The 23592-nt window shown below is 69.5% G+C and carries 22 protein-coding genes; 9 read left to right on the plus strand and 13 right to left on the minus strand.

Annotation, left to right across the window (positions count from 1 at the left end; all coding sequences use genetic code 11):
• Positions 1-188 precede the first annotated feature (188 nt).
• Entirely contained in the window at positions 189-674 is a 486-nt protein-coding gene (locus ACT53U_RS10405) for a redoxin family protein (RefSeq protein WP_476154785.1), read from the minus strand.
• A 42-nt stretch (positions 675-716) separates the two neighbouring features.
• On the minus strand, positions 717-1535 hold the full coding sequence (locus tag ACT53U_RS10410; protein ID WP_476154787.1) for a protein-disulfide reductase DsbD domain-containing protein: 819 nt from the start codon (positions 1533-1535) through the stop codon (positions 717-719).
• A 184-nt stretch (positions 1536-1719) separates the two neighbouring features.
• Between ACT53U_RS10410 and ACT53U_RS10415 the strand changes: the two genes are divergently transcribed.
• From ACT53U_RS10415 to ACT53U_RS10435, 5 genes are all read left to right on the plus strand, one after another.
• A complete protein-coding gene (locus ACT53U_RS10415; RefSeq protein WP_476155061.1) occupies positions 1720-2313 on the plus strand; it encodes a YqgE/AlgH family protein in 594 nt (197 codons plus the stop codon).
• A gap of 135 nt (positions 2314-2448) precedes the next feature.
• Positions 2449-3849 (plus strand): threonine synthase, encoded by a 1401-nt coding sequence (gene thrC / locus ACT53U_RS10420; protein WP_476154789.1) that lies wholly within the window; start codon positions 2449-2451, stop codon positions 3847-3849.
• Positions 3850-3871: 22 nt separating this feature from the next.
• Positions 3872-5140, plus strand: coding sequence for a M16 family metallopeptidase (locus ACT53U_RS10425; protein WP_476154791.1), 1269 nt, complete (start codon positions 3872-3874; stop codon positions 5138-5140).
• Between the two features lie 17 nt (positions 5141-5157).
• On the plus strand, positions 5158-5820 hold the full coding sequence (locus ACT53U_RS10430) for a GNAT family N-acetyltransferase (RefSeq protein ID WP_476154793.1): 663 nt from the start codon (positions 5158-5160) through the stop codon (positions 5818-5820).
• Positions 5821-5908: 88 nt separating this feature from the next.
• The gene (locus ACT53U_RS10435; RefSeq protein ID WP_476155063.1) at positions 5909-8758 is read left to right on the plus strand and encodes an EAL domain-containing protein; all 2850 of its coding nucleotides are present in this window, start codon (positions 5909-5911) and stop codon (positions 8756-8758) included.
• 4 nt (positions 8759-8762) lie between these two features.
• Here ACT53U_RS10435 and ACT53U_RS10440 read toward each other — a convergent pair whose 3' ends face one another.
• The 8 genes from ACT53U_RS10440 to coxB form a co-directional block, all read right to left on the minus strand.
• Positions 8763-9512 carry an SURF1 family protein gene (locus ACT53U_RS10440; RefSeq protein WP_476154795.1) on the minus strand — a complete coding sequence of 250 codons (750 nt, stop codon included), beginning with the start codon at positions 9510-9512 and terminating at the stop codon, positions 8763-8765.
• On the minus strand, positions 9509-9910 hold the full coding sequence (locus ACT53U_RS10445) for a DUF983 domain-containing protein (RefSeq protein WP_476154797.1): 402 nt from the start codon (positions 9908-9910) through the stop codon (positions 9509-9511). Before ACT53U_RS10445 ends, ACT53U_RS10440 begins: the two co-directional genes overlap by 4 nt.
• A gap of 10 nt (positions 9911-9920) precedes the next feature.
• Entirely contained in the window at positions 9921-10793 is an 873-nt protein-coding gene (locus tag ACT53U_RS10450; RefSeq protein ID WP_476154799.1) for a cytochrome c oxidase subunit 3, read from the minus strand.
• The gene (locus ACT53U_RS10455; protein WP_476154801.1) at positions 10786-11418 is read right to left on the minus strand and encodes a cytochrome c oxidase assembly protein; all 633 of its coding nucleotides are present in this window, start codon (positions 11416-11418) and stop codon (positions 10786-10788) included. The genes ACT53U_RS10450 and ACT53U_RS10455 overlap by 8 nt, the downstream gene beginning before the upstream one ends.
• Positions 11415-11591 (minus strand): hypothetical protein, encoded by a 177-nt coding sequence (locus tag ACT53U_RS10460; protein WP_476154803.1) that lies wholly within the window; start codon positions 11589-11591, stop codon positions 11415-11417. Before ACT53U_RS10460 ends, ACT53U_RS10455 begins: the two co-directional genes overlap by 4 nt.
• A gap of 10 nt (positions 11592-11601) precedes the next feature.
• Entirely contained in the window at positions 11602-12528 is a 927-nt protein-coding gene (locus tag ACT53U_RS10465) for a heme o synthase (protein WP_476154805.1), read from the minus strand.
• A 63-nt stretch (positions 12529-12591) separates the two neighbouring features.
• Positions 12592-14256 (minus strand): cytochrome c oxidase subunit I, encoded by a 1665-nt coding sequence (gene ctaD, locus ACT53U_RS10470; protein ID WP_476154807.1) that lies wholly within the window; start codon positions 14254-14256, stop codon positions 12592-12594.
• A 35-nt stretch (positions 14257-14291) separates the two neighbouring features.
• Positions 14292-15185, minus strand: coding sequence for a cytochrome c oxidase subunit II (gene coxB, locus ACT53U_RS10475; protein WP_476154809.1), 894 nt, complete (start codon positions 15183-15185; stop codon positions 14292-14294).
• Positions 15186-15614: 429 nt separating this feature from the next.
• Between coxB and ACT53U_RS10480 the strand changes: the two genes are divergently transcribed.
• From ACT53U_RS10480 to ACT53U_RS10495, 4 genes are all read left to right on the plus strand, one after another.
• Complete coding sequence (locus tag ACT53U_RS10480) at positions 15615-16133, plus strand: invasion associated locus B family protein (RefSeq protein ID WP_476136048.1); 519 nt, start codon at positions 15615-15617, stop codon at positions 16131-16133.
• 164 nt (positions 16134-16297) lie between these two features.
• Entirely contained in the window at positions 16298-17725 is a 1428-nt protein-coding gene (tldD, locus tag ACT53U_RS10485) for a metalloprotease TldD (RefSeq protein WP_476154811.1), read from the plus strand.
• Between the two features lie 162 nt (positions 17726-17887).
• On the plus strand, positions 17888-19765 hold the full coding sequence (locus tag ACT53U_RS10490; RefSeq protein ID WP_476154813.1) for a monovalent cation:proton antiporter-2 (CPA2) family protein: 1878 nt from the start codon (positions 17888-17890) through the stop codon (positions 19763-19765).
• A 464-nt stretch (positions 19766-20229) separates the two neighbouring features.
• Positions 20230-20451, plus strand: coding sequence for a DUF2093 domain-containing protein (locus ACT53U_RS10495; RefSeq protein WP_476135106.1), 222 nt, complete (start codon positions 20230-20232; stop codon positions 20449-20451).
• A gap of 13 nt (positions 20452-20464) precedes the next feature.
• On the opposite strand, the gene lpxK is transcribed toward ACT53U_RS10495, so the two are convergent.
• The 3 genes from lpxK to ACT53U_RS10510 are packed head-to-tail and all read right to left on the minus strand — an operon-like array spanning position 20465 to position 23482.
• The gene (gene lpxK, locus ACT53U_RS10500; RefSeq protein WP_476154815.1) at positions 20465-21496 is read right to left on the minus strand and encodes a tetraacyldisaccharide 4'-kinase; all 1032 of its coding nucleotides are present in this window, start codon (positions 21494-21496) and stop codon (positions 20465-20467) included.
• Positions 21493-22794: a 3-deoxy-D-manno-octulosonic acid transferase gene (locus tag ACT53U_RS10505; protein WP_476154817.1), complete on the minus strand. Its 1302-nt coding sequence runs from the start codon at positions 22792-22794 to the stop codon at positions 21493-21495. The genes lpxK and ACT53U_RS10505 overlap by 4 nt, the downstream gene beginning before the upstream one ends.
• Positions 22787-23482, minus strand: a complete 696-nt coding sequence (locus ACT53U_RS10510; protein ID WP_476154818.1) for a lysophospholipid acyltransferase family protein — start codon at positions 23480-23482, stop codon at positions 22787-22789. The genes ACT53U_RS10505 and ACT53U_RS10510 overlap by 8 nt, the downstream gene beginning before the upstream one ends.
• Positions 23483-23592 lie beyond the last annotated feature (110 nt).

The following is a 23592-nucleotide window of genomic DNA, read 5'->3' on the forward strand; positions in this document are numbered from 1 at the left end:
GGCCGATGCTTTCTGCCTGTCGCGGAGACCCTTCATCCTGAGGTGCCCGGCAGAGCCGGGCCTCGAAGGGCGAAGGGTCGAGTGGCACCGCCCGTCGTGGCTTCGCCCTTCGAGGCCCGATCTTGCGATCGGGCACCTCAGGGTGAAGCCGAACAGAGGTGACGGACGGGAACGCCGTCCGTCTCGTCTCAGAGCTTGCCGAGCATGCAGGCGCCGCCGGTGAGCTCGATCGTGCCGGGCTTCTCCTCGAGCGCCAGGTCCTTCACCACGCCGTCGACCACCAGCATCGAATAGCGCTGCGAGCGCAGGCCGAGGCCGGCGGCGACGGCGTCGAGCGTCAGCCCGACCGCGTCGGCGAAGACGCCCGAACCGTCGGCGAGGAACAGGATCTTGCCGTCGGCGGCATTGGCCTTCGACCAGGCGTCCATCACGAAGACGTCGTTGACAGCGGTGCAGGCGATGGTGTCGACGCCCTTGGCCTTGAGCGCGTCGTGGTTGGCGAGATAGCCCGGCAGATGGGTCTTCGAGCAGCCGGGCGTGAAGGCGCCGGGCACGGCGAAGAGCGCGACGGTCTTGCCCTTGAACACCTCGTCGGTGGTGATGGCGGTCGGCACGCCGTCGATCATGGTCTTGAAGGTCACGGCGGGCAGGCGGTCGCCGACGGCGATGGTCATGGGGTCGTCTCCTGGTTGGATGGACATGAAGATGCGTTGGACCTAGGGCGCTGCCCCGGTGCCGTCCAGCCGCACCACCTGTTCGACGGCGCGCGGACCCGATCGCAGGGTGAAGCGCAGGTCGGCCGCGCCGATCGAGGCGCCCTTGGGCACGCCGTCGACGGCGAAGGTCCACCGTTCGCGTGTCCCCGCCGGTCCGTCGCGGCGCGGCAGCGGCAACGCCCACTCGGCGGTCGGCCCTTCGACCAACACGTCCTCGTCACCGCCGCCCGGCGGCATGGCGACTTCGACGACCACGATCTCGTGCGGAGCGGAGCCCTCGCGGTGGGCCGAGACGACGCGGGGCGGAGACTTCGCATCGGTGGCGACCGGCACCCGCACCATGGCCGTCGCGATCGTCGCGGCGGCGGCCGGGTCGGAGGGGGCATTCGGGGAAATCGTCGCTTCGAGCCGGGTCTCGAAGGGTATGCAGACGTCGTGGCAGAGGCCGATCATCACCGCGACCACCAGCTTTCCCGGCTTCGCTGGATCGGCGAGCGCCGTGTCGATCGGCAACACGACCGAGCGGGTGTAGCCGATCGCCGTCAGCCCCGCCTCGTCGAAGCGTTCGGGGGCGGGATAGCGCACCGTGACGGGCGCGAGCCCGGTCGAGGCGGCGGTGTCGAAGGTCGGCGGAATGCCGGCATCTCCCGGCGTCCGCCAATAGGTCTTCCAGCCCTCGGGGAGATCGACGGCGATGGCGGCGGAAACCTTGCCCCCGGCGACGCCGGCGACGAGCAGGCGCACGTTCGCTTCCGTGCCGAGGGCTGCGGATGGGGCGGCGAGGGCGAGGAGAAGCGCGAGGCGGAAGAGACGGGACATGGGCACTCTGCGAAAGGGTGGCGGACCCTAGCGCGTCGCGTCGCTCCCGTCTCCTCACGTCGTCGCGGGAGAGGCGCGAGGCGACGTGATCGTCTCCCTGGTCCGCCTGCCCTTGTTCCGCCCCGGTCGCGAGGTTAGATTCGCGGCATGGGTCGCCGCGGGCGATCGCAACGAGACGGGGTTCATGACGGACGAAGAGAGCCGGTTTCTCGGCGGAAAGATCCTGATCGCCATGCCAGGGATGAGCGACGAGCGCTTCGAGCGCACGCTCGTCTATCTCTGCGCGCACTCCGAAGAGGGCGCGATGGGGGTCATCATCAACCGCCCGGCCGACCACGCCTCCTTCCCCGATCTCCTGGTCCAGCTCCAGATCGTCGACGAGGCCGAGCGCATCCGCCTGCCCGATCAGGTCCGCGCCATGAAGGTCCAGACCGGCGGCCCGGTCGAGACCACCCGCGGCTTCGTCCTGCATTCCTCCGACTGGCAGGTCGAGGATTCGACCCTGACCATCGACGAGCGCTTTTCTCTCACCACCACGCTCGAGGTGCTGAAGGCGATCGCCGAGGGCCGCGGCCCGAAGAAGGCGATGCTGGCGCTCGGCTATGCCGGCTGGTCGGCCGGTCAGCTCGAGAACGAGATCCAGTGGAACGGCTGGCTGCACTGTTCGGCCGAGCCCGAACTGGTGTTCGATCCCGACCTCGACCACAAGTACGACCGGGCGCTGAAGTCGATCGGCATCGACATCGGTCTCCTGTCGCGCGAAGCCGGTCACGGCTGATTTTCGCGCCCTTTCGTCGATTTCGCCGTCTCATGGATCACGCCGCGCTTGCCCGACGGCGGGGCGCGGCCTAGTGTCCCGCCTCGCCGCCGACGAGCGTCGCGGCTCGGCGAATTCGACGAGGAAGTTCGATCCGTGCGTTACGTCTCCACTCGCGGCGAGGCCCCCGGCCTCGGTTTCTCCGATGTGCTGCTCGCGGGCCTCGCCCGTGACGGCGGCCTCTACGTGCCCGAGACCTGGCCGACCTTCGCGCAGGGAGAGATCGCCGACCTCGCCGGCAAGAGCTACGCGGAGGTCGCCTTCCGCGTCATCTCGCGCTTCACCGGCAACGACATTCCTCAACCCGTGCTGCGTGCGATGATCGAGGAGGCCTACGGCTCCTTCCACCACGCCGCCGTGACGCCGCTGACGCAGCTCGCCGCCAACCACTTCCTGCTCGAGCTCTCCCACGGACCGACGCTCGCCTTCAAGGACGTGGCGATGCAGTTCCTCGGCCGGGTCATGGACCACGTCCTGAGCCTGAAGAACGAGCGCGCCACCATCGTCGGAGCCACGTCGGGCGACACCGGCGGCGCGGCGATCGAGGCCTTCCGCGGCCGCGAGCGGGTCGACGTCTTCATCATGTATCCGCACGGCCGCGTCTCCGACGTGCAGCGCCGGCAGATGACGACGGTCGGCGACGAGAACGTCCACGCGATTGCGCTGGAAGGCACGTTCGACGACGCCCAGGGCATCCTCAAGGGGATGTTCAACCACTTCTCGTTCCGCGATCGGATCCGCCTGACCGGCGTCAATTCGATCAACTGGGCGCGGGTGGTGGCGCAGGTCGTCTATTACTTCTACGCCGCCTGCGCGCTCGGCGCGCCGACCCGCAAGGTGTCCTTCACCGTGCCGACCGGCAATTTCGGCGACATCTTCGCCGGCTTCGTCGCCAAGAAGCTCGGCCTGCCGATCGACAAGCTGGTGATCGCCACCAACGTCAACGACATCCTCCACCGCACCCTCGAGACCGGCGTCTACGAGCTGCGCGAGGTGATCGCCTCGCAGTCGCCGTCGATGGACATCCAGGTGTCGTCGAACTTCGAGCGCCTGCTGTTCGAGGCGATGGACCGCGACGGCGCCGCCGTCGGCGCGCTCCTGAGCAGCCTCGGTCAGGCCGGCTCCTTCACGGTGCCGGAGGCGGCGCTCGCCGCCATCCGCGCCGACTTCGCCTCCGGCCGCACCGACGAGGCCGAGACCGCGGCGACCATCGCCCGCATCCGCGCCACCACCGGCGAGCTGATCGACCCGCACACCGCGGTCGCCGTCGCCGTCGCCGAGCGTTTCCTCACCGACGACGTGCCGATGATCACGCTGTCGACCGCCCATCCCGCCAAGTTCCCCGACGCGGTCGAGGCGGCGAGCGGTATCCGGCCGGGTCTGCCGGTCTGGCTCGCCGACCTGATGGAGCGGACCGAGAAGTTCGAGGTCGTCGCCGCCGACCTCCTCGCCGTCGAGCGTTTCGTCGAGGAACGTTCGCGCGCGGTGCACGTCTGATCGCAGGAGGGCCGGGCCGAGCATGACCGTCGAGGTGACGAAACTGGCGAGCGGGCTCACCGTCGCCACCGAGCGAATGCCCCATCTCGAGACCGCGACGCTCGGCGTCTGGGTCGGCGCCGGCTCGCGATCGGAACGTCCGCACGAACACGGCATCTCGCACCTGCTCGAGCACATGGCCTTCAAGGGCACGACCACCCGTTCCGCCCGGCGCATCGCCGAGGAGATCGAGGCGGTCGGCGGCGAGATCAACGCCGCGACCTCGATCGAGAACACCTGCTTCTACGCCCGCATCCTCGCCGACGATCTGCCGCTGTCGGTCGACCTCCTCGCCGACATCCTCACCCGCTCGGTCTTCGACCCCGAGGAACTGACGCGCGAGTGCCACGTCGTCCTCCAGGAGATCGGCGCCGCCGACGATGCGCCCGAGGATCTGGTCTTCGACCTCCTCCAGGAACAGGCCTTCCGCGACCAGCCGATCGGTCGGCCGATCCTCGGCACGCCCGAGACCGTCGCCTCCTTCGGCCGCGAGCACCTCGAGGCCTATCTCGAGCGCCACTACCGCACCGAGAACGCGGTCGTCGCCGCCGCCGGCCGGGTCGATCACGACGAGGTGGTGCGGCTGGTGACGGAGCGCTTCGCCGATCTGCCGACCGGCGCGACGCCGGGCGACGAACCGGCGACCTGGACCGGCGGCGAGGTGCGCGAGGTGCGCGATCTCTCCGAGGCGCAGATGACGCTCGCCTTCGAGGGCCGCCGCTACGCCAGCGAGGACCACCACGCCGCCCAGGTTCTGGCGACGGTGCTCGGTGGTGGCATGTCGAGCCGCCTGTTCCAGGAGATCCGCGAGAATCGCGGCCTCTGCTATTCGATCTCGGCCTTCCACTGGGGCTATCGCGAGACCGGCCTCTTCGGCATCCATGCCGCCACCGGCGAGGAGGACCTCGGCCGGCTGATGGAAGGCGTCGCCGACGAGATCGCCCGCACCGTCGCCTCGATCGACGACGCCGAGGTCGCCCGCGCCAAGGCGCAGATGCGCGCGGGGCTCCTGATGAGCCTCGAGAGCCCGGTGTCGCGCGCCTCGCAGATCGCCCGCCAGATGCTGATATGGGGGCGCCCGCTGACCACCCGCGAGACACTCGATCGCATCGAGGCGGTCGACCGGGCGCGCGTCTCGCGTCTCGCCGCCGAGATCTTCCTCGGCGCGGCGCCGACGCTGGCGCTGGTCGGCCCGGTCGACGGCGCCATGGACGCGAGCGCCTTCGCCGCCCGCCTCGCCGGCCGAGCCTGAGACGGGGAGGGCGGGGCATGGGCCTCTTCCGGGTCGATCCCTCCGAACTCCTGCCGACGCTGCGCGGCCCGACCGTGACGCTGCGCGGTCCCGACGTCGCCGACCATGCCGAATGGCGGGCACTGCGCCACGCCTCGCGCACCTTCCTCGAGCCGTGGGAACCGACCTGGGGCGAGGACGACCTGCTGCGTCGCGCCTATGCCCGCCGTCTGGTGCGCTGGTCGAACGAGATCCGCGACGGCACCGCCCAGCCCTTCTTCCTGTTCTCGCGCGCGACCGGGGAACTCCTCGGCGGCGTCACGCTGGCGCAGGTGCGTCGTGGTGTCACCCAGGCCGGCACCATCGGCTACTGGATGGGCGAGGCCCATGCCGGCCGCGGCCACATGAGCGAGGCGGTGATGCTGCTCGCCCGCCATGCCTTCGGCACGCTCGGGCTCCATCGCCTCGAGGCCGCCTGCCTGCCCGAGAACACCCGCTCGATTCGGCTCCTCGAAAAGGTCGGATTTCGCCGCGAAGGTCTGGCGCGTGCCTATTTGTGCATCGCCGGCCGTTGGCGCGACCACGTTTTGTGGGGACTGCTGCACGACGACCCGGTGCCCGCCCGCGCCGAAGACCCCGCCGACCTCTCCACGGTGGGTATCGGGCGCGAATCGCTTGTCGATCGAACCTCCGGTCGGTAACACTCGCATGAGATTCCCGCGCGCTGGGGCGCATGGGCGAGGGAAGGAACGGTCCTTGAAGGTCCTGCGCACGATCGCCTTCGTGCTGATGGCGGCTCTCGTGGTCGTGCTCGCGCACGCCCCGTCGGCCTCGGCCGTCGAAGCCATCACCGTCCCCCAGGATATCCCCGCCCTCGACATGACCCACGCGGTCGAGATGCGCCTCGGCGCCGGTGACCGTCTCCAGGTCTCCACCGCCCCCGGCGCCGACGGCATCGTCCGCCGCATCGAGGTGCGCGCCACGCAAGCCGGCGACACCGACTGGGTGGTCTTCGCGCTCAAGAACAATTCCGACGAACAGATCGACCGTCTGATCGTCGCGCCCTTCTTCCGCCTCGCCGGCTCGGGCGTGCTGTCGCCCGACCTCGGCTCGTCGCGCATCGCCTCGATCTCGACGTCGCAAGGGTTGGCGCCGGAACGCCAGATCAACGCCGAGGCCGATTCCTTCCTCATCACCCTCGACCCGCGCGCGGTGGTGACGGTGGTGATGGAACTGCGCGGCCCCCGCCTGCCCAAGCTCGTGCTGTGGGAGCCCGAGGCCTACAAGGACAGCGTCAACGCCTACACGCTGTTCCGCGGCATCATCCTCGGCATCTCGGGTCTCCTGGCGTTGTTCCTGACCATTCTCTTCGTGGTCAAGGGCTCGGCGATGTTCCCGGCGACCGCCGCCATGGCCTGGGCGGTGCTGGCCTATCTGTGCATAGACTTCGGCTTCTGGGACAAGCTCTTCCGCCTGCAACCGGGCGCCGACCAAGTCTATCGCGCCGGCGCCGAGGTGATGCTGGCGACGACGCTCGTCCTGTTCCTCTACGCCTATCTCAACCTCAACCGATGGCACGTCAGCTACAGCCACATGGTGGCCGCCGCCGTGCTGGTGCTGCTCGGCCTGCTCGGCGTCGCGGTGATCGACCCGTCGATCGCCGCCGGCCTCGCCCGTATCGTGCTGGCCGTCCTCGCGGTGATCGGCGCCGGCCTCGTCGCCTGGCTCGCCGCCCACGGCTACGACCGCGCCATCATGCTGATCCCGACCTGGGTGCTGCTGATCGCCTGGCTGATGGCCGCCGGCCTCGCGGTGTCGGGCGGCATCGACAACGACGCGGTCCAGCCGGCGCTCGCCGCCGGTCTGGTACTGATCGTCATGCTGATCGGCTTCACCGTGATGCAGCACGCCTTCGCCGGCGGCGTCGTCGCCCAAGGGGCGACCGGCGAGACCGAGCGACGCGCGCTGGCGCTGGTCGGCTCCGGCGACATGGTGTGGGACTGGGACGTGATGCGCGACCACATCTGGGCGAGCCCGGAGGTGGAGGATCTGCTCGGCCTCGAGCCCGGCGCGCTCGAGAGCGCGGCGCGCGACTGGCTGGAGATCCTGCACCCGAAGGACCGCGACCCCTTCCGCTCGACCCTCGACGCGGTGGTCGAACAGCGTCGCGGCCGTGTCTCGGTGACCTTCCGCCTGCGCGCCCGCGACGGCCATTTCCGCTGGTTCAAGCTGCGCGCCCGGCCGGTCGTCGGCTCCGACGGCGAGGTGGTGCGCTGCGTCGGCACGCTGCTCGACGAGACCGACGTGCACAATGCCGAGGAGCGGCTGCTGCACGACGCCGTTCACGACAACCTGACCGGCCTGCCCAACCGCGAGCTGTTCTTCGACCGCATCTCCTCGGCGATCGTCCGCGCCCGCGCCGAGGGTATCGGTCGCCCGTCGATCATCATCGTCGACATCGACCGCTTCAAGAACGTCAACGACAGCCTGGGGCTCTCGATCGGCGATTCGATGCTGCTGACGGTCGCCCGCCGCCTCGCCCGCCAGATGAAGCCGCAGGACACGCTCGCCCGTATCGACGGCGACCAGTTCGGCGTCGTCGTCATCTCCGAGAACGAGCCGGAACGCATCGCCGCCTTCGCCGACGGCATCCGCCGCGCGCTCAAGACGCCGATCACGCTGGGCGAACGCGAGGTCTTCCTCACCACCTCGATCGGCGTCGCCATCTGGGACGGCACGGCGAAGAAGGAGGACGATCTCGTCAAGGACGGCGAGATCGCCATGTATCACGCCAAGCGCCTCGGCGGCGACCGCATCGAGGTCTTCCGGCCCTCGCTCCGCCAGCACGCCGTCGACACGCTGGCGATCGAGTCCGACCTGCGCCGCGCGCTCGAGCGCGAGGAGATCAAGGTCCTCTTCCAGCCGATCATCGCGCTCGCCGACGAGTCGATCGCCGGTTTCGAGGCGCTGGTGCGCTGGGATCACCCCAAGCGCGGCCGTCTCGGCGCCGGTGAGTTCATCTCGATCGCCGAACGCTCCGGACTGATCATCCCGCTCGGCCTCCTGGTGCTCGAGAAGGCCGCCCGCCAGCTCTCCCACTGGCAGGAGGAGTTCGGCTCCGACCTCGGCATCTTCGTCTCGGTCAACGTGTCGTCCCGTCAGTTGCTGCGTCACGACCTGATCAACGACGTGAAGGCGGTGCTCAGCCGCGTCGACGTCACCCGTGGCACGCTCAAGATCGAGGTCACCGAGAGCCTCGTCATGGAGAACCCGGAATATGCCGCCAAGGTGCTGGAGCGCATCAAGGAGCTCGGCGCCAGCCTCGCCCTCGACGACTTCGGCACCGGCTATTCCTCGCTCTCCTACCTGCAGCGCTTCCCCTTCGACAGCATCAAGATCGACCAGTCCTTCGTCCGCGGTGCGGCCAAGGACCAGCCGGTGCTGCTGCGTTCGATCGTGACGCTCGCCCACGACCTCGGCATGAGCGTCATCGCCGAGGGCGCCGAGACCCGCGCCGACGTCGAGATGCTGCAGCGGTTGGGATGCGAATCGGCGCAGGGCTTCGTCTGGGGCGAGCCGATGACCGCCGAGGAAGCCCGCCGCTTCATCTCCCGGACCTCGCGCGTCGCGGCGCAGTGACGCCTCACTCCGCCGCCGCGAACCCTTCGTCGCGTCGGCGTTCCGCGCGCATGCGGAACCAGAAGACCACCAGCGAGGCGATCGACAGGCCGTACCAGGTGATGGCGTAGCCGAGGTGGTTGTCGGAGAAGGCGAGCCGCGTCTCGCCCGCCTGCGGCAGGCCGGAGGGCGGCGTCGCGCCGACCCCGGCGTCGACCGAGTAGGGCAGCGTCCTGTCGACCGGCAGCCCGACAGCCGCCGACAGCGACCGCGCGTCGCGCACGAAGAAGCTGCGTTTGGCCGGCTGGTCCGGCGGCATGAAGAAGCCGCGCGTCTCCGGTCGGCGCGCCAGTCCCTCGATCGCCGCGGGGCCTGCGGCCGGCGTGGCCTCGGCCCTTCGGCCGGCCGGCACGAAGCCGCGATTGACCCAGACGAAGCTGCCGTCGGCGCGTTCGACCGGCGTCACCAGCCAGACGCCCGGCCCGCCGAAGCGGCCGCGCGGTGAACCGACGAGCGCATCGACCGTCACCTCGAGATCGCCGCGCCAGCGCCCCTCGACCCGCATCAGCGTGTAGTCGACCGCCTCGCTGTCGGAGGAGAGCGCCGCGCCGAGCGGCGGCGCCGGGATCGCCGGAGCGGCGGTGCGGGCACGGATCGTCTCGATCAGCGCATGTTTCCAGGCGAGGCGCTGCATCTGCCAGGTGCCGAGCCCGGCGAGCAGGCCCGAGACGAGCAGCGTCGCGGCCCCCGCCATCCATCGACCGCGGTTGGTCATGGGCGATCCTCCTCGGCGGTGGTCCGGGTCCGGCCCTCGGCGGCCTTGTTCTTCCATTGCAGGGCGACGGCGAGCGCCTTGACGGGGCGCAGCAGCGCGAGCGACAGGCCGATCACCGACGGCACCCACAGCACGGCGTGGACCCAGTAGGGCGGGGAGAGCTTCACCTCCGTCACCAGCGCCGCGGTGACGACGACGGCACCGACGATCAGGATGACGAAGACCGCCGGCCCGTCGCCGGTGTCGGCGCGCTTCAGATCCTGGCCGCAGACGGTGCAGGCCGGCGCCACCGTGAGCCAACCCGAAAACAGCCGTCCCTCCCCGCAGCGCGGGCAGCGCGCGAGGAGGACGGTGCGAACGAGCGACGGCGTTGCGGGATCGGCATGGTCGACGGCCACCGGATCCTCCTCAGTGCGCTCCCACGACGCCGCGGCCGAGCACGTAGATCACGACGAAGAGGAACAGCCAGACCACGTCGACGAAGTGCCAGTACCAGGTCGCCGCCTCGAAACCGAAGTGCTGCTTCGGCGTGAAGTGGCCCTTCTCGGCGCGGATCAGGCAGACCGCGAGGAAGATCGTGCCGACGATCACGTGGAAGCCGTGGAATCCGGTCGCCATGAAGAAGCTCGCGCCGTAGATCGAGCCGGAGAAGCCGAAATGGGCGTGGCCGTATTCATAGGCCTGCAGGCAGGTGAAGAGCATGCCGAGCACCACGGTCGCGGCGAGCCCCTGGCGGAAGCCGGCGCGGTCGTTTTCGATCAGGGCGTGATGCGCCGCCGTCACCGTGGTGCCGGAGAGCAGCAGGATCAGCGTGTTGAGGAGCGGCAGGTGCCACGGGTCGAAGGTCTCGATCCCGTGCGGCGGCCATACCCCGCCGGTGAAGGCGGCGCGCAGATACTGCTTGGCCTCTCCGGGGAAGAGGGCCGCGTCGAACCACGCCCAGAACCAGGCGACGAAGAACATCACCTCCGAGGCGATGAACAGGATCATGCCGTAGCGCAGGTGCAGGCCGACGACCGGCGTGTGATGGCCGGCATGGGCCTCCGACACCACGTCCGCCCACCACGAGCCCATGGCGTAGAGCAGCAGGGTGAAGCCGGCGACGAAGATCCACGGCGTGGCGATGTCGAGGCCGCCGATCACCAGATGGTCGCCCATTCGCCAGCGGAAGAGGCCGATCGCGCCGATCGCCGTCACCAGCGCCGCGAAGGACGTCACCAGCGGCCAGGGGCTCGGATCGACGATGTGGTAGTCGTGATTGCGGGCGTGGGCGTCAGCCATGGCCGTCTTCCCTCGGTTGTGTCGTCGTCTCGGGTGGGCGTTTCCCCTGTTCGGCCGCGCGCTGCGGTTCGCCGACGGGGAAGAACGTGTAGGAGAGCGTCAGCGCGGCGAGCCCGGCGACGTTCTTGTCGGTGTCGATGTCGCGGTCGACCCAGAAGGTGACCGGCGCCTCCAGCACCTCGCCCGGCTTCAGGGTCTGCTCCTCGAAGCAGAAGCAGGCGAGCTTCATGAAGTGCGGCGAGGCGAGCGCCGGCGTCACGTTGAAGGCGGCGATGCCGCGTTGCACGCGATCCGACGTGTTCTCGATGCGGAAGTTGACCGTGACCGTCTCGCCGAGCGGCACCGTCACCGATGGTTTCTCGGCATGGAACGACCACGACAACGCCCCGCGCACGTTGGTGTCGAAGCGCACCTCGATCGGCCGGCCGGGTGCCTCTGTCGGCGCGGCGGTGGCGATCAGCGGCGTACCGCCGTAGCCGGTGGTGGTGCAGAACCAGCGATAGAAGGGCACGGCGGCGAAGGCGGCGCCGAGCATGACCACGGCGAGGCCGGCGGCCGCGATCCCGACGCGTCCGTTGGCGCGTGCCGCTCTCGCCCGATCGTCCTGCCGCGCCGTGTTCGTCATCCCGCGACCCCCGGCAGCCTGAGGCCGAGCTTGGCCAGCGTCACGACGTAGAACAGCACGACGAGCCCGGCGAGCACGACGCCGAGGGCGATGTTGCGGGCGCGCCGGGCCGAGAGCTCGGCCGCGGTCGGCTCGTGGAAGAAGCGGCGGGGATATCCGGTCGGTGCGTTCATGGGATGGCCCTCAGGCGAAGAGGCGTTCGGCCGCGATCGCCGCGAAGAGCGCCGTCAGCCAGAGGATGGAAAAGGCGAAGAGCCGTCCGCAGGCCTGCCGTCCCGCCGCCCCGTCGCGACGGGTGAAGACCAGCATCGCCAGCCCGACGAAGAGCGCGCCGCCGATCCCGGCGACGAGGCCGTAGGCGAGCCCGGCGAGCCCGAGCGCGAAGGGCGCGAGCGACACCGGCAGCATCAGCGCGGCGTAGGCGAGGATCCGCCGCCGCGTCGCCGCTGTGCCGGCGACGACCGGCAGCATCGGCACGCCGGCGCGCATGTAGTCCTCGGACTTGAGCAGCGCCAGCGCCCAGAAGTGCGGCGGCGTCCAGAAGAAGATCACGGCGAAGAGCAGCACCGGCAGCAGCGCGATCGACCCCGTCGCCGCCGCCCAGCCGACGACCGGCGGCAGGGCGCCGGCCGCCCCGCCGATGACGATGTTCTCGACCGTCCGCCGCTTCAGCCACATCGAGTAGACGACGACGTAGTAGAAGATCGTGAAGGCCAGCAGGAAGGCGGAAAACCAGTTGGCCGAGAGCCCGAGCAGCAGCACCGAGCCGACCGACAGAACCATGCCGAAGGCGAGCGCCTGATCGGCCGTGATGCGGCCGGCGGGGATAGGCCGGTTCTTCGTCCGGCTCATGACCGCGTCGATGTCGGCGTCCCACCACTGGTTCAACGCGCCCGAGGCTCCGGCCCCGAGCGCGATGGCGAAGACCGAGACCGCGTCGAGCAGCGGATGGGCGACGTGGGGCGCTGCGATCATGCCGACCAGCGCGGTGAAGACGACGAGCGACATGACGCGCGGCTTGAGCAGAGCGAAATAGTCGCCCGGCGTCGCCGTCGAGAGCCGCGTCGCCGTCGAGAGCCGGGCCGGGCTCGAAAGGCCGATGTCGGTCATGGTCCACGCTCCTCGGATGGGATCGGCGGGGGGCGGGGCCTCGCGGCCCCGTCGCCGGCGTTCTCAGTGTTCGGCGTCCTCGGCGATGACCGGCAGGGTATCGAACTGGTGGTAGGGCGGCGGCGAGGAGATCGTCCATTCGAGCGTCGTCGCGCCGACGCCCCACGGATTGTCGCCGGCCGGCACCTTGTCGCGGAACGCCTTCCACACGCCGAAGAAGAAGATCAGCACCGAGAGCCCCGAGATGTAGGAGCCGATCGACGACACGTAGTTCCATCCCGCATAGGCATCGGGATAGTCGACGTAGCGGCGCGGCATTCCCGCGAGGCCGAGGAAGTGCTGCGGCATGAAGATCATGTTGACGCCGATGAAGGCGACCCAGAAGTGCATCTGGCCGATCACTTCCGAATACATGTAGCCGCTCATCTTCGGGAACCAGTAGTACCAGGCCGCGAAGATCGCGAAGACGGCACCGAGCGACAGCACGTAGTGGAAATGGGCGACGACGTAGTAGGTGTCGTGCAGCACCCGGTCGAAACCGGCGTTGGAGAGCTGCACGCCGGTGACGCCGCCGATGGTGAAGAGGAAGATGAAGCCGATGGCGAAGACCATCGGCGTCTTGAACTCGATCGAACCGCCCCACATCGTGGCGATCCACGAGAAGATCTTCACACCCGTCGGCACCGCGATCACCATCGTGGCGGCGACGAAATAGGCCTGCGTGTCGACGTCGAGACCGACCGTGTACATGTGGTGTGCCCACACCACGAAACCGACGACGCCGATCGCCACCATCGCATAGGCCATGCCGAGATAGCCGAAGATCGGCTTCTTCGAGAAGGTCGCGACGATGTGGGAGATGATGCCGAAGCCCGGCAGGATCAGGATGTAGACCTCGGGGTGTCCGAAGAACCAGAACAGATGCTGGAACAGGATCGGATCGCCGCCGCCCTCCGGCTTGAAGAAGGACGTGCCGAAGTTGCGGTCGGTCAGCAGCATGGTGATGCCGCCCGCCAGCACCGGCAGCGACAGCAGGAGCAGGAAGGCCGTCACCAGCACCGACCAGGCGAAGAGCGGCATCTTGTGCAGCGTCATGCCCGGCGCGCGCATGTTCAGGATCGTGGTGATGAAGTTGATCGCGCCGAGGATCGACGAGGCGCCGGCGATGTGCAGCGACAGGATGGCGAAGTCCATCGCCGGTCCCGGCTGGCCGGTCGACGACAGCGGCGGATAGATCGTCCAGCCGCCACCGACGCCGTTGGCGCCGGGCGGGCCTTCGACGAACATCGACATCACGAGCAGCGTCAGCGCCGGCGGCAACAGCCAGAACGAGATGTTGTTCATCCGCGGGAAGGCCATGTCCGGCGCGCCGATCATGATCGGCACGAACCAGTTGGCGAAGCCGCCGATCAGTGCCGGCATCACCATGAAGAAGATCATGACGAGGCCGTGCGCCGTGGTGAAGACGTTGAACGTGTGCGGATCGGTGAAGATCTGCAGCCCGGGGTTCTGCAGCTCCATGCGGATGGCGATGGAGAGCGAGCCGCCGACGATGCCCGAGAACATCGCGAAGATCAGGTAGAGCGTGCCGATGTCCTTGTGATTGGTCGAGAACAGCCAGCGCCTGATGCCCTTCGGCGGCCCGTGATCGGCATGGGCGCCGGAATGACCGTGTCCGGTCGCATCATCAATCGATTTGAAGTCGGAATGGGTATCGACGACGGCCATGCGGGCCTCCCTTTCGGGAACGGACGGGTGGGGTTTCAGCGGGCGGCGAGGCGCGTCTGCGCTTCGTCGGCCTCGATCAGAGCGGCGAGCCGGGCGCGCGCCGCGTCGAGATCCTTGCGGGCGGTCTCGGCCCAGGCCGCATACTGCTCCGGCGTCACGACGCGCACGGCGATCGGCATGAAGGCATGGTCGCGGCCACAGAGTTCCGAGCATTGGCCGTAGAAGACGCCGGTCTTGTCGGCCTTGAACCAGGTCTCGTTGAGCCGTCCCGGTTCGCCGTCCATCTTCACGCCGAACGAGGGCATCGCCCACGAGTGGATCACGTCCGCCGCGGTGATCTGCAGGCGCACGACCTTGCCGGCCGGCACGATCACCTCGTTGTCGACCGCCAGCAGCCGCGGCTGCTTCGCCGGATCCTTGCGATCCTCGTCCTTCAGGATCACCGCGTCGAAGGCGACCGGCTTCTGCTTGTCGGAGACGAGGTCGGAATATTCGTAGCCCCAGTACCACTGGTACCCGGTGACCTTGATCGTCATGTCGGCCGGCGGGATCACCATCTCCTCGTAGAGGAGGCGGAACGAGGGGATCGCCAGCGCCACCAGGATCAGGATCGGCACGACCGTCCAGGCGACCTCGAGGCCGGTGTGATGGGTGGTGCGCGACGGCACCGGATTGGCCTTGGCGTTGAACTTGATCACCACCACCACGAGCAGCGCCAGCACGAACAGCGTGATCGGGATGACGATCCAGAAGGTGAAGGCGGCGAAACCGTGGATGTGTTGATGGACGATCGTGTTGGGCGCCTGCATGCCGATCTGCCACGGCTCCGCACGGCCCTCGGCGAGAGCCGGGGCGGCGAACACGGGCAGAGAGAGCAGCGCGGCCGCGAGCGACCGAATGCGGAACGGCGGAACATTCGTCGAAGTCATCGTTCGACACCCCCCTTCCCGACGGTTCGCCGCCCTCCCGTCCGAGGGCGACGTCCGTCTGCGTCTTTCGTTGTTGTTGCCGCCGCTTCCCCTCGAAGCGTCGGCGGATCCGAACTCCGCGCCCCTGAGGGCGCCGATCCCGGATGTCTCGACCGAGCCGGAAGACGCGCGGCACCAATCGATTAGATAGACTACGCCCGAAATTCGACGAGTGGCAATGGCCTTCTACGGAAATACCCGTACGCAGCGGCAACGGGGTTTCCACCGCGTCGCCGCGCCGTCGCGCGCGCTCACGGAACCGCCACGATCGCGGGCGACAAGGAGCCGCCCCACTGGCGCAGGCCCCCTGCGTCGGGCAACGTGGGCAGACCTTTTGACGTCGATTCGCGGACACTCCCGCGACACGAGGAGAGACGAAGCATGACCGTGATGCCGGCCGGATGGATCGTCCGTCGCGCCGCCGCCCTGTCGGGCGCGGTGCTGGCCCTGGGCCTCGCGACCGCCGCCCCCGCCTTTGCCCAGGGCGCGGTGAAGTCCGCCCACGGCGACTGGCAGGTGCGTTGCGACACCCCGCCGGGCGCCAAGGCCGAGCAGTGCGCGCTGGTGCAGAACGTCACCGCCGAGGACCGTCCCAACGTCGGCCTCTCGGTGATCGTGCTGAAGACCGCCGACAAGAAGCAGCGCATCCTGCGCGTGCTCGCCCCCCTCGGCGTGCTGCTGCCCTCGGGCCTCGGCCTGAAGATCGACCAGACCGACATCGGCCGCACCCCCTTCGTGCGCTGCCTGCCCAACGGCTGCGTCGCCGAAGTGGTGATGGACGACAAGCTGCTCGACCAGCTGAAGGCCGGCACCAACGCCACCTTCATCGTCTTCCAGACCCCGGAAGAGGGCATCGGCATCCCGATCGCGCTCAAGGGTTTCGGCGAAGGCTTCGACAAGCTGCCGTGAGGCGAGGCGCGCTGCGCGCCACGATACGACACGATTTCGAAGGGCGGTGCCGCGAGGCACCGCTTTTTTCGCATCGGTCTCTTCCGACCTCCGCTCTCGCCATCCGCCCCGTCGCGCCCTAGATTGACCGGACGAACCGCATCGCTCCGGAGTATCCCCCGCCCATGGCCGCGACCGACAAGACCGATCTCTTCGCCCTTTCCGGCCTCGATCCGGAGGTGGCGCGGCGCATCACCGGGGCGGCGCTCGACGGGGCCGACGACGGCGAGCTCTATGTCGAATATGCCCAGTCCGAGGCTCTGACCTTCGACAACGGCCGCCTCAAGGGCGCCTCCTTCAACACCTCTCAAGGCTTCGGCCTGCGCGCCGTCACCGGCGAGCTGACCGGCTTCGCCCATTCCGGCGAGATCTCGGAACCGGCGCTGCGCCGCGCCGCCGATGCCGTCTCCGCCGTGCGCGGCGGTCGCGCCGGCACCTGGGCCGATGCGCCGAGCCTCACCAACACCCGCCTCTACACCGACGAGAACCCGATCGGCGCGCCGAGCTTCGACGAGAAGGTCAGGCTGCTCGCCGAGATCGACGCCTATGCGCGGGCCGCCGACCCGCGCGTGCGTCAGGTCACCGCCTCGCTCGCCGCCACCTGGTCGGTGGTCGAGATCCTGCGCCCCGACGGATACCGGGTGCGTGACGTCCGCCCGCTCGTCCGCCTCAACGTCTCGGTGGTGACCGGCGAGGGCGATCGGCAGGAGGCCGGCTCCCACGGTTTCGGCGGCCGCGAGGGCTTCGCCCGCTTCGTCTCGCCCGACCGTTGGCGCCACGCCGTCGACGAGGCGCTGCGCCAGTCGCTGGTCAATCTCTCGGCGGTGCCGGCACCGGCCGGAACCTTCGACGTCGTCCTCGGCACCGGCTGGACCGGCGTGCTGCTGCACGAGGCGGTCGGCCACGGTCTCGAGGGCGACTTCAACCGCAAGAAGACTTCGGCCTTCGCAGGGCTCATGGGCGAGCGCGTCGCCGCCCCCGGCGTGACGATCGTCGACGACGGCACGCTGCCGAACCTGCGCGGTTCGCTCTCCTTCGACGACGAGGGCACGCCGACCTCCTCGACCACGCTGATCGAGGACGGCATTCTCGTCGGCTACATGCAGGACCGCCAGAACGCCCGCCTGATGGGCGTCGCGCCGACCGGCAACGGCCGCCGCCAGTCCTATGCGCACCAGCCTCAGGTACGCATGACGAATACATACATGCGGGCCGGGACGATGGATCCGGCGGAGATCCTTTCGTCGGTGAAGGACGGCATCTATGCCGTCAATTTCGGCGGCGGTCAGGTCGACATCACCTCCGGCAAGTTCGTCTTCGAATGCACCGAGGCCTACCGCATCGAGGGCGGCAGGATCGGCCCGGCGGTCAAGGGCGCCATGCTGATCGGCAACGGCGCCGACGCGCTGACCCGGGTGAAGATGATCGGCAACGACCTGATGCTCGACCCCGGCATCGGCACCTGCGGCAAGGGCGGGCAGGGTGTGCCGGTCGGCGTCGGCCAGCCGACGCTGCGCCTCGACGGCATCACCATCGGCGGCACGCGGGTCTGACCCGATCGGCGGCTTCGTCGCGGGCCTCCCCGATTGCCCCGATATGATCCCGTCGCCGCCTTCTCGTCGCCACATCGGCTGGCCAGTCTTTGCCCCGTCGACGCGTCGGCGGGGTCTCGCTCTGCGGTGTCGAAATCCGATCATTCTGCCGGGAGCGGGCTCATGGCCGTCGACGCGGGCGTCGCGCGCATCGCCTCCACCATTCCTTTCGCCGCGCCGCTGATCCTGATCGGCGCGGCGATGGTGATGGTGCCGATCTTCAAGCGTCTCGGCCTCGGCTCGGTGCTGGGCTATCTCGCCGCCGGCATCCTCGTCGGCCCGGCCGTCTTCGGCTTCTTCGACGACCCGGCCGAGATCATGCACTACGCCGAACTCGGCATCGTGCTCTTCCTCTTCCTGATCGGCCTGTCGCTGAAGCCGTCGCGGCTGTGGGCGATGCGGCGCGACATCTTCGGTCTCGGCCTCGCGCAGATCGTGGTGACGGCTGCGGCGATCGCCGGCTTCGGCATCCTGATGTTCGATCTGCCGTGGAAGGGCGCGCTGGTCGCCGGTGCGGGTCTCGCGCTGTCCTCGACCGCGCTGGTGATGCAGTTGCTCGAGGAGAAGAACGAGACCCAGAGCGCCTTCGGCCGCAAGGCCTTCGCCATCCTGCTGATGCAGGATCTGGCGATAGTGCCGCTCCTGGCGCTGCTGCCGCTCCTGTCGCCCCAGCCGGCGCTCGGCGGCACCTCGTTCCTCACAGCGCTCGCCGAGGTGCTCGGCGCCGTGGCGGTGGTGGTGGCGGTCGGTCGCTGGCTGCTCAACCCGCTCTTCCGCATGCTGGCGGCCGCAGGCGCCCGCGAGATCATGACGGCGGCGGCGCTCTTCGTGGTCATCGGGGCTGCGAGCCTCGTCTCGCTGGTCGGCCTGTCGATGGCGACGGGCGCCTTCCTCGCCGGCGTGATGCTGGCGGAATCGAACTTCCGCAACCAGCTCCAGGTCGACATCGAACCCTTCCGCGGCCTGCTCCTCGGCCTGTTCTTCATGTCGGTCGGCATGACCATCGACGTCGGCGTGGTCGGGCGCTGGTGGGACCAGATGCTCGAGGGCCTCTTCGCCCTCGTCGTCGTCAAGATCGGCGTCCTGTGGGCAATCGCCCGCCTCGCCCGGGTGCCGCGGTCCGACGCCATCCGCGTCGCCTTCGTGCTGGCGCAGGGTGGCGAATTCGGCTTCGTGCTCTATTCCGCCGCGGTCGGCGCCGGCGTCATGCCGAAGGAGCTCGGTTCGGTGCTGATCACCGTCGTCACCTTCTCGATGGCGCTGACGCCGCTGGTGGTCGCCGCCGGCAACGCCATGCTCGGGCGCAAGAAGGCCGTGCCGGCGATGGAGGAGGACTATTCCGACGCCGACGGCACGGTGGTGCTCATCGGCTTCGGCCGCTTCGGCCAGATCATGTCGCAGATGCTGCTCGCCGAAGGCATCGACCTGACGATCATCGACAAGGACCCGTCGATGATCCGCTCCGCCGGCCGATTCGGCTTCCGCATCTTCTACGGCGACGGCACCCGTCTCGACGTGCTGCGCTCGGTCGGCGCCGATCGGGCGCGCGTGATCGTCGTGGCGACCGAGAGCCCCGCCGTCACCAACCGCATCGTCGAGCTGGTCAAGGCCGAGTTCCCGCTCGCCCGCGTCCATGCCCGCGCCTTCGACCGCGCCCATGCGCTCGAACTGCTCGATCGCAACGCCGACTTCCTGGTGCGCGAGACCTACGAATCGGCGGTTCTCGCCGGTCGCGAGACGCTCCAGGCCCTCGGCATCGACGCCGAGCGCGCCGCCGCGATCGAGGAGGACGTCCGCCGCCGCGATCTGACGCGCCTCGCCCTGCAGCAGACCGACGGCCTCTTCGCCGGCACCGCGATGATCCATCAGCGCACGCCGCCCCAGCCCGAACCGCTCGAGCCGCCGCGCCGCCCGGCACGCGCCCTGTCGGAGGAGACCCGCGATCTCGCCGCCGAGAACGAAGACCTGCCGGCCGAAACACGCCTCGCCAGTGGTATTTGAGCAACAGGCCCCCGGTGAATGTCCTGCCGTGGCGTCGCCGTCGTTGCGCGCACCGATAGGGGATTCACAGGGCGACCGAACGTGCTAGATTCCGATTCGCAACTCTTTCCAGGGGGATTACCCATGAAGACCGTTCGTATCGTCGTTCTCGCCCTCGTCGCCGCTGCCGGCCTGTCCGTCGCCGGTTGCGCCAAGGCCCCGGCTCCGGCTCCGGCCGTCGTCAAGGGCTGATGCTCGTGGGCGAAGCGGGTTCGGGCACGCGCCCGACCCCGTGACGCGACGACATTGCTTTCGGAAGAGCGGTACCGGCGACGCCGGTGCCGCTCTTTTCGTATGAGCGGCTCTTTTCGTCCATGCGGCCGGCGGATCGCGCCCCCGGACGGCGCTTCACCGTCTCGAGAGGTGACGCGACCGCGTCTTGCCGCTAGGATGGGTCTTCGACTTTTCAGGACGCGACCACCGACATGAACCGTTTCGAGCCCTCCCGCCGCGGCGGCGAAGCCCAGATCCGTTACCTCGACGGCGATTTCCAGATCATCTCCAACGGTTCCCACGTCGTCTGCGCCGTGACCGGGGCGACGATCCCGCTCGACGAGCTGCGCTACTGGAACGTCGATCGCCAGGAACCCTACGTCGACGCCGAGGCCTCGCTGCGGCGCCACCTCCAGATCGTCGGCCGCGGCTGAGGCCGCGTCGCGCTCAGCGCGCCGACGAACCGGCCGGGCCGAGCGCCGCGGCGATCAGATGCGCCAGCCGCATCTCGTCGTCGAAGACGAGGCCGATCTCCACCACCCGGATCTTCGCCGCGAGCCGCGCCAGCGGCCCTTGGCCGCGCACCAGCCTGACCGCGTCCTTGGCCGTGGTGGCGAGATCGCCGTCGACGGCGGTGGCGCGACGGATCAGGTCGGCCGCCTCCTCGCCGGTGAAGGCGTGGTGATCGGGGAAGGCGACGAAGTCGGCGACCAGCGCGCCGCAGGCTTCGAGCGTGGCGGCGAACTTGGCCGGCCGGCCGATGCCGGCGAAACCGACGATGCGCCGGCCCTTGACCACTTCCGGATTGCGCGCGGCGAGCCGCGCCGTCAGGACCGGAATGCCGGCCTCCGTCGCGCCGGCGATCAGCCCCTCGGTGGTCGGGTGGATGCCTTCGCCGTTGTCGACGACGACCAGTGCGTCGGCCTTGGCGAACTGCACCTCGAGCGGCGCCCTGAGCGGCCCCGCCGGCATCACCCGGGCGTTGCCGAGGCCGGACGCGCGATCGACCACCACCAGCGACAGATCCTTGCCGAGCCGCGGGTTCTGGAACCCGTCGTCGAGGATGACGAGGTTCGCGCCCATTCGTTCGGCCTCGCGCGCGCCGGCCAGACGATCGCGGGAGACAATCGTCGGGGCGACGCGGGCGTGCAGCAGCGCCTCGTCGCCGACGTCGCCGGCGTCGTGGCGCGACGGGTCGACCTGCAGCGGTCCACGCTCGTGCCCACCGTAACCGCGGGTGACGACGAAGGGCGCGAGACCCGCCTCGCGCGTCAGGCGGACGATGTGGTCGACGGTCGGCGTCTTGCCGGCGCCGCCGACCGTGAAGTTGCCGACCGCGATCACCGGAATGCCGACCCGACCGGCCGGCGGCCGCATCATCCGTGCGCCGGTGATCTTGCCGTAGAGAGCGGCGAGCGGCGCCAGCACCCATGTCAGCGCGCAGTCCTCGGCCCAGATCCGCGCGTGCCAACGGTTCATGCCGCCGGCTCCCGTTTCCGTGCCGCCTCGAGCACCGGTGCGAGCGCATCGAGCGTGCGGCCGAGCGCGCCGGTCGAACGGTCGACGACCGAACGTGCGGCGCCCGCGATGGTCTCGCGATGCTCGCGCGTCGCGTGGAGGTCGAGGATCGCCGCGGCGAGATCGGCCGCCCCGTCGATCGTCACGGCGCCGCCGCAGGCATCGAGATCGGCATAGACCTCCGCGAAATTGTGGGTCGACGGCCCGTGCAGCACGACGCAGTCGAGCCGCGCCGGTTCGATCGGGTTCTGCCCGCCGCGCGGCGTCACCGAGCCGCCGACGAAGGCCATCGGCGCCAGCCGGTAGACGAGGCCCATCTCGCCGATCGTGTCGGCGAGATAGATGTCGGTGCCGGGTCCCGGCAGTTCGCCGTGCGAGCGCGAGGCGACCGAGAGACCGAGATCGGCGAGATCGGCCCGGAGCGCGTCGCCGCGTTCGGGATGGCGCGGCGCGATCACGGTGAGGATGCGCGGCATCCGTTGGCGGATGATCCGATGGGCTTCCGCCGCCATCAGTTCCTCGCCCGGATGGGTCGAGGCCGCCGCCCAGGTCGGGCGCTGGCCGATCACGCCCATGAGGCGCGCCAGCTCGCGCGGGTCGTGGCCGAGCGCGGCGCCGTCGAACTTGAGATTGCCGGTGACGACGGTCTGGCCGACGCCGAGTGCCTTCAGCCGTTCGGCGTCGCCGTCGTTCTGCGCCAGAGCCCCGTCGAGCCGGCCGAACAGCGCCCGCGCGATGCCGTCGAGCCGCGCCCAGCGGCGGTGCGAGCGCTCCGACATGCGGGCATTGACCAGCACCAGCGGAATGCCGCGCCGACGCAGCCGATCGACCGTCGCCGGCCAGATCTCGGACTCGACGAAGAGCGCGGCGCCCGGGCGCCAGTGGTCGAGGAAACGGTCGATGTTGACGTCGACGTCGAGCGGCACGAACTGGTGGATGGCGCCGACCGGCAGGCGGTCGGCGGCGATCCGCGCCGAGGTCACGGTTCCGGTCGTCGTCAGCACGACGAAGCCTTCCTGGGTCAGGCGCTCGACCAGCGGCAGCACCGCGACCGTCTCGCCGACGCTCGCCGCATGGACCCAGACCAGCGGTCCACTCGGGCGGCGACGGCGCGGTGCGCCCAGTCGCTCGTGGCGGCGCGAGCGGTCTTCCTTGCCGTGCCGGGCGCGCCATTCGAGGACCAGCCCGAGGCCCGGGCGAAGGACCCTGCCGGTCGCGCGATAGAGCGTCAGGGCTGCTTCGCCCAGCATGTCAGGCATCCTTGCCTCCGGCGATCTCGTAGGCGCGGCGGAAGAGGCGGTCGAGCGTCTCGCCGAGTTCGCGACGTATGGTCTCGATCGTCGCTTCGTCGGCATCTTCGGGAACGTCGATCGGTTCGCCGATGACCACCACGAACCGTCCGAACGGCAAATTGAAGGCGGCGCGGTCCCAGGAGCGCATCCGCCTGCGTCGCGAGGTGACGGCGGCGATCGGGATGATCGGCACGCCGGCGCGCCGGGCGATCTGCACGATGCCTTCGCCCGCCACCTTGCCGACCTTCGGCACGTCGGCGGTGATGGTGGTGGCATAGCCGTCGCGCAGCATGCGGACCGCCTCGACGAAGCCGCGCACCCCGCCGCGCCGCGCCACTTCCGCGCCGTCGCGCCCACCGGAGGCGCGGATGGTCGTGACGCCGAGCTTCTCGGCCACCAGCGCGTTGAGGTCGCCGTCGCGCGAACGCGAGATCATCGCCGCGAGCTTCCACGTCTTCGTCGACGCGACGAAGGGGAACATGAAGTGCTCGCCGTGCCAGGTGGTGGCGATCAGGCCGCGCGGTTCGAACCGTTCGAAGAAGTCGGCGGGCTCCTGGATGCGGCGACAGGTGCGGTTCACGAGACGGAAATAGGCGGCGATGAAGCCGGCGACGAAGCGGCGGAAGGCCGGCTTCTCGACGAGTTTCTTCAGCATGCCGCCGCTCCCGGTTCACCCGACCGAACCGGTGCGAGCACGCCTACCGTCACGGCGATCGGCGTCGCCGTGGTCCTGTCGCGCATCATCGCAGGAATTCGCCCCCGAAT

This window comes from Pinisolibacter sp. DMC19 (assembly GCF_056313985.1).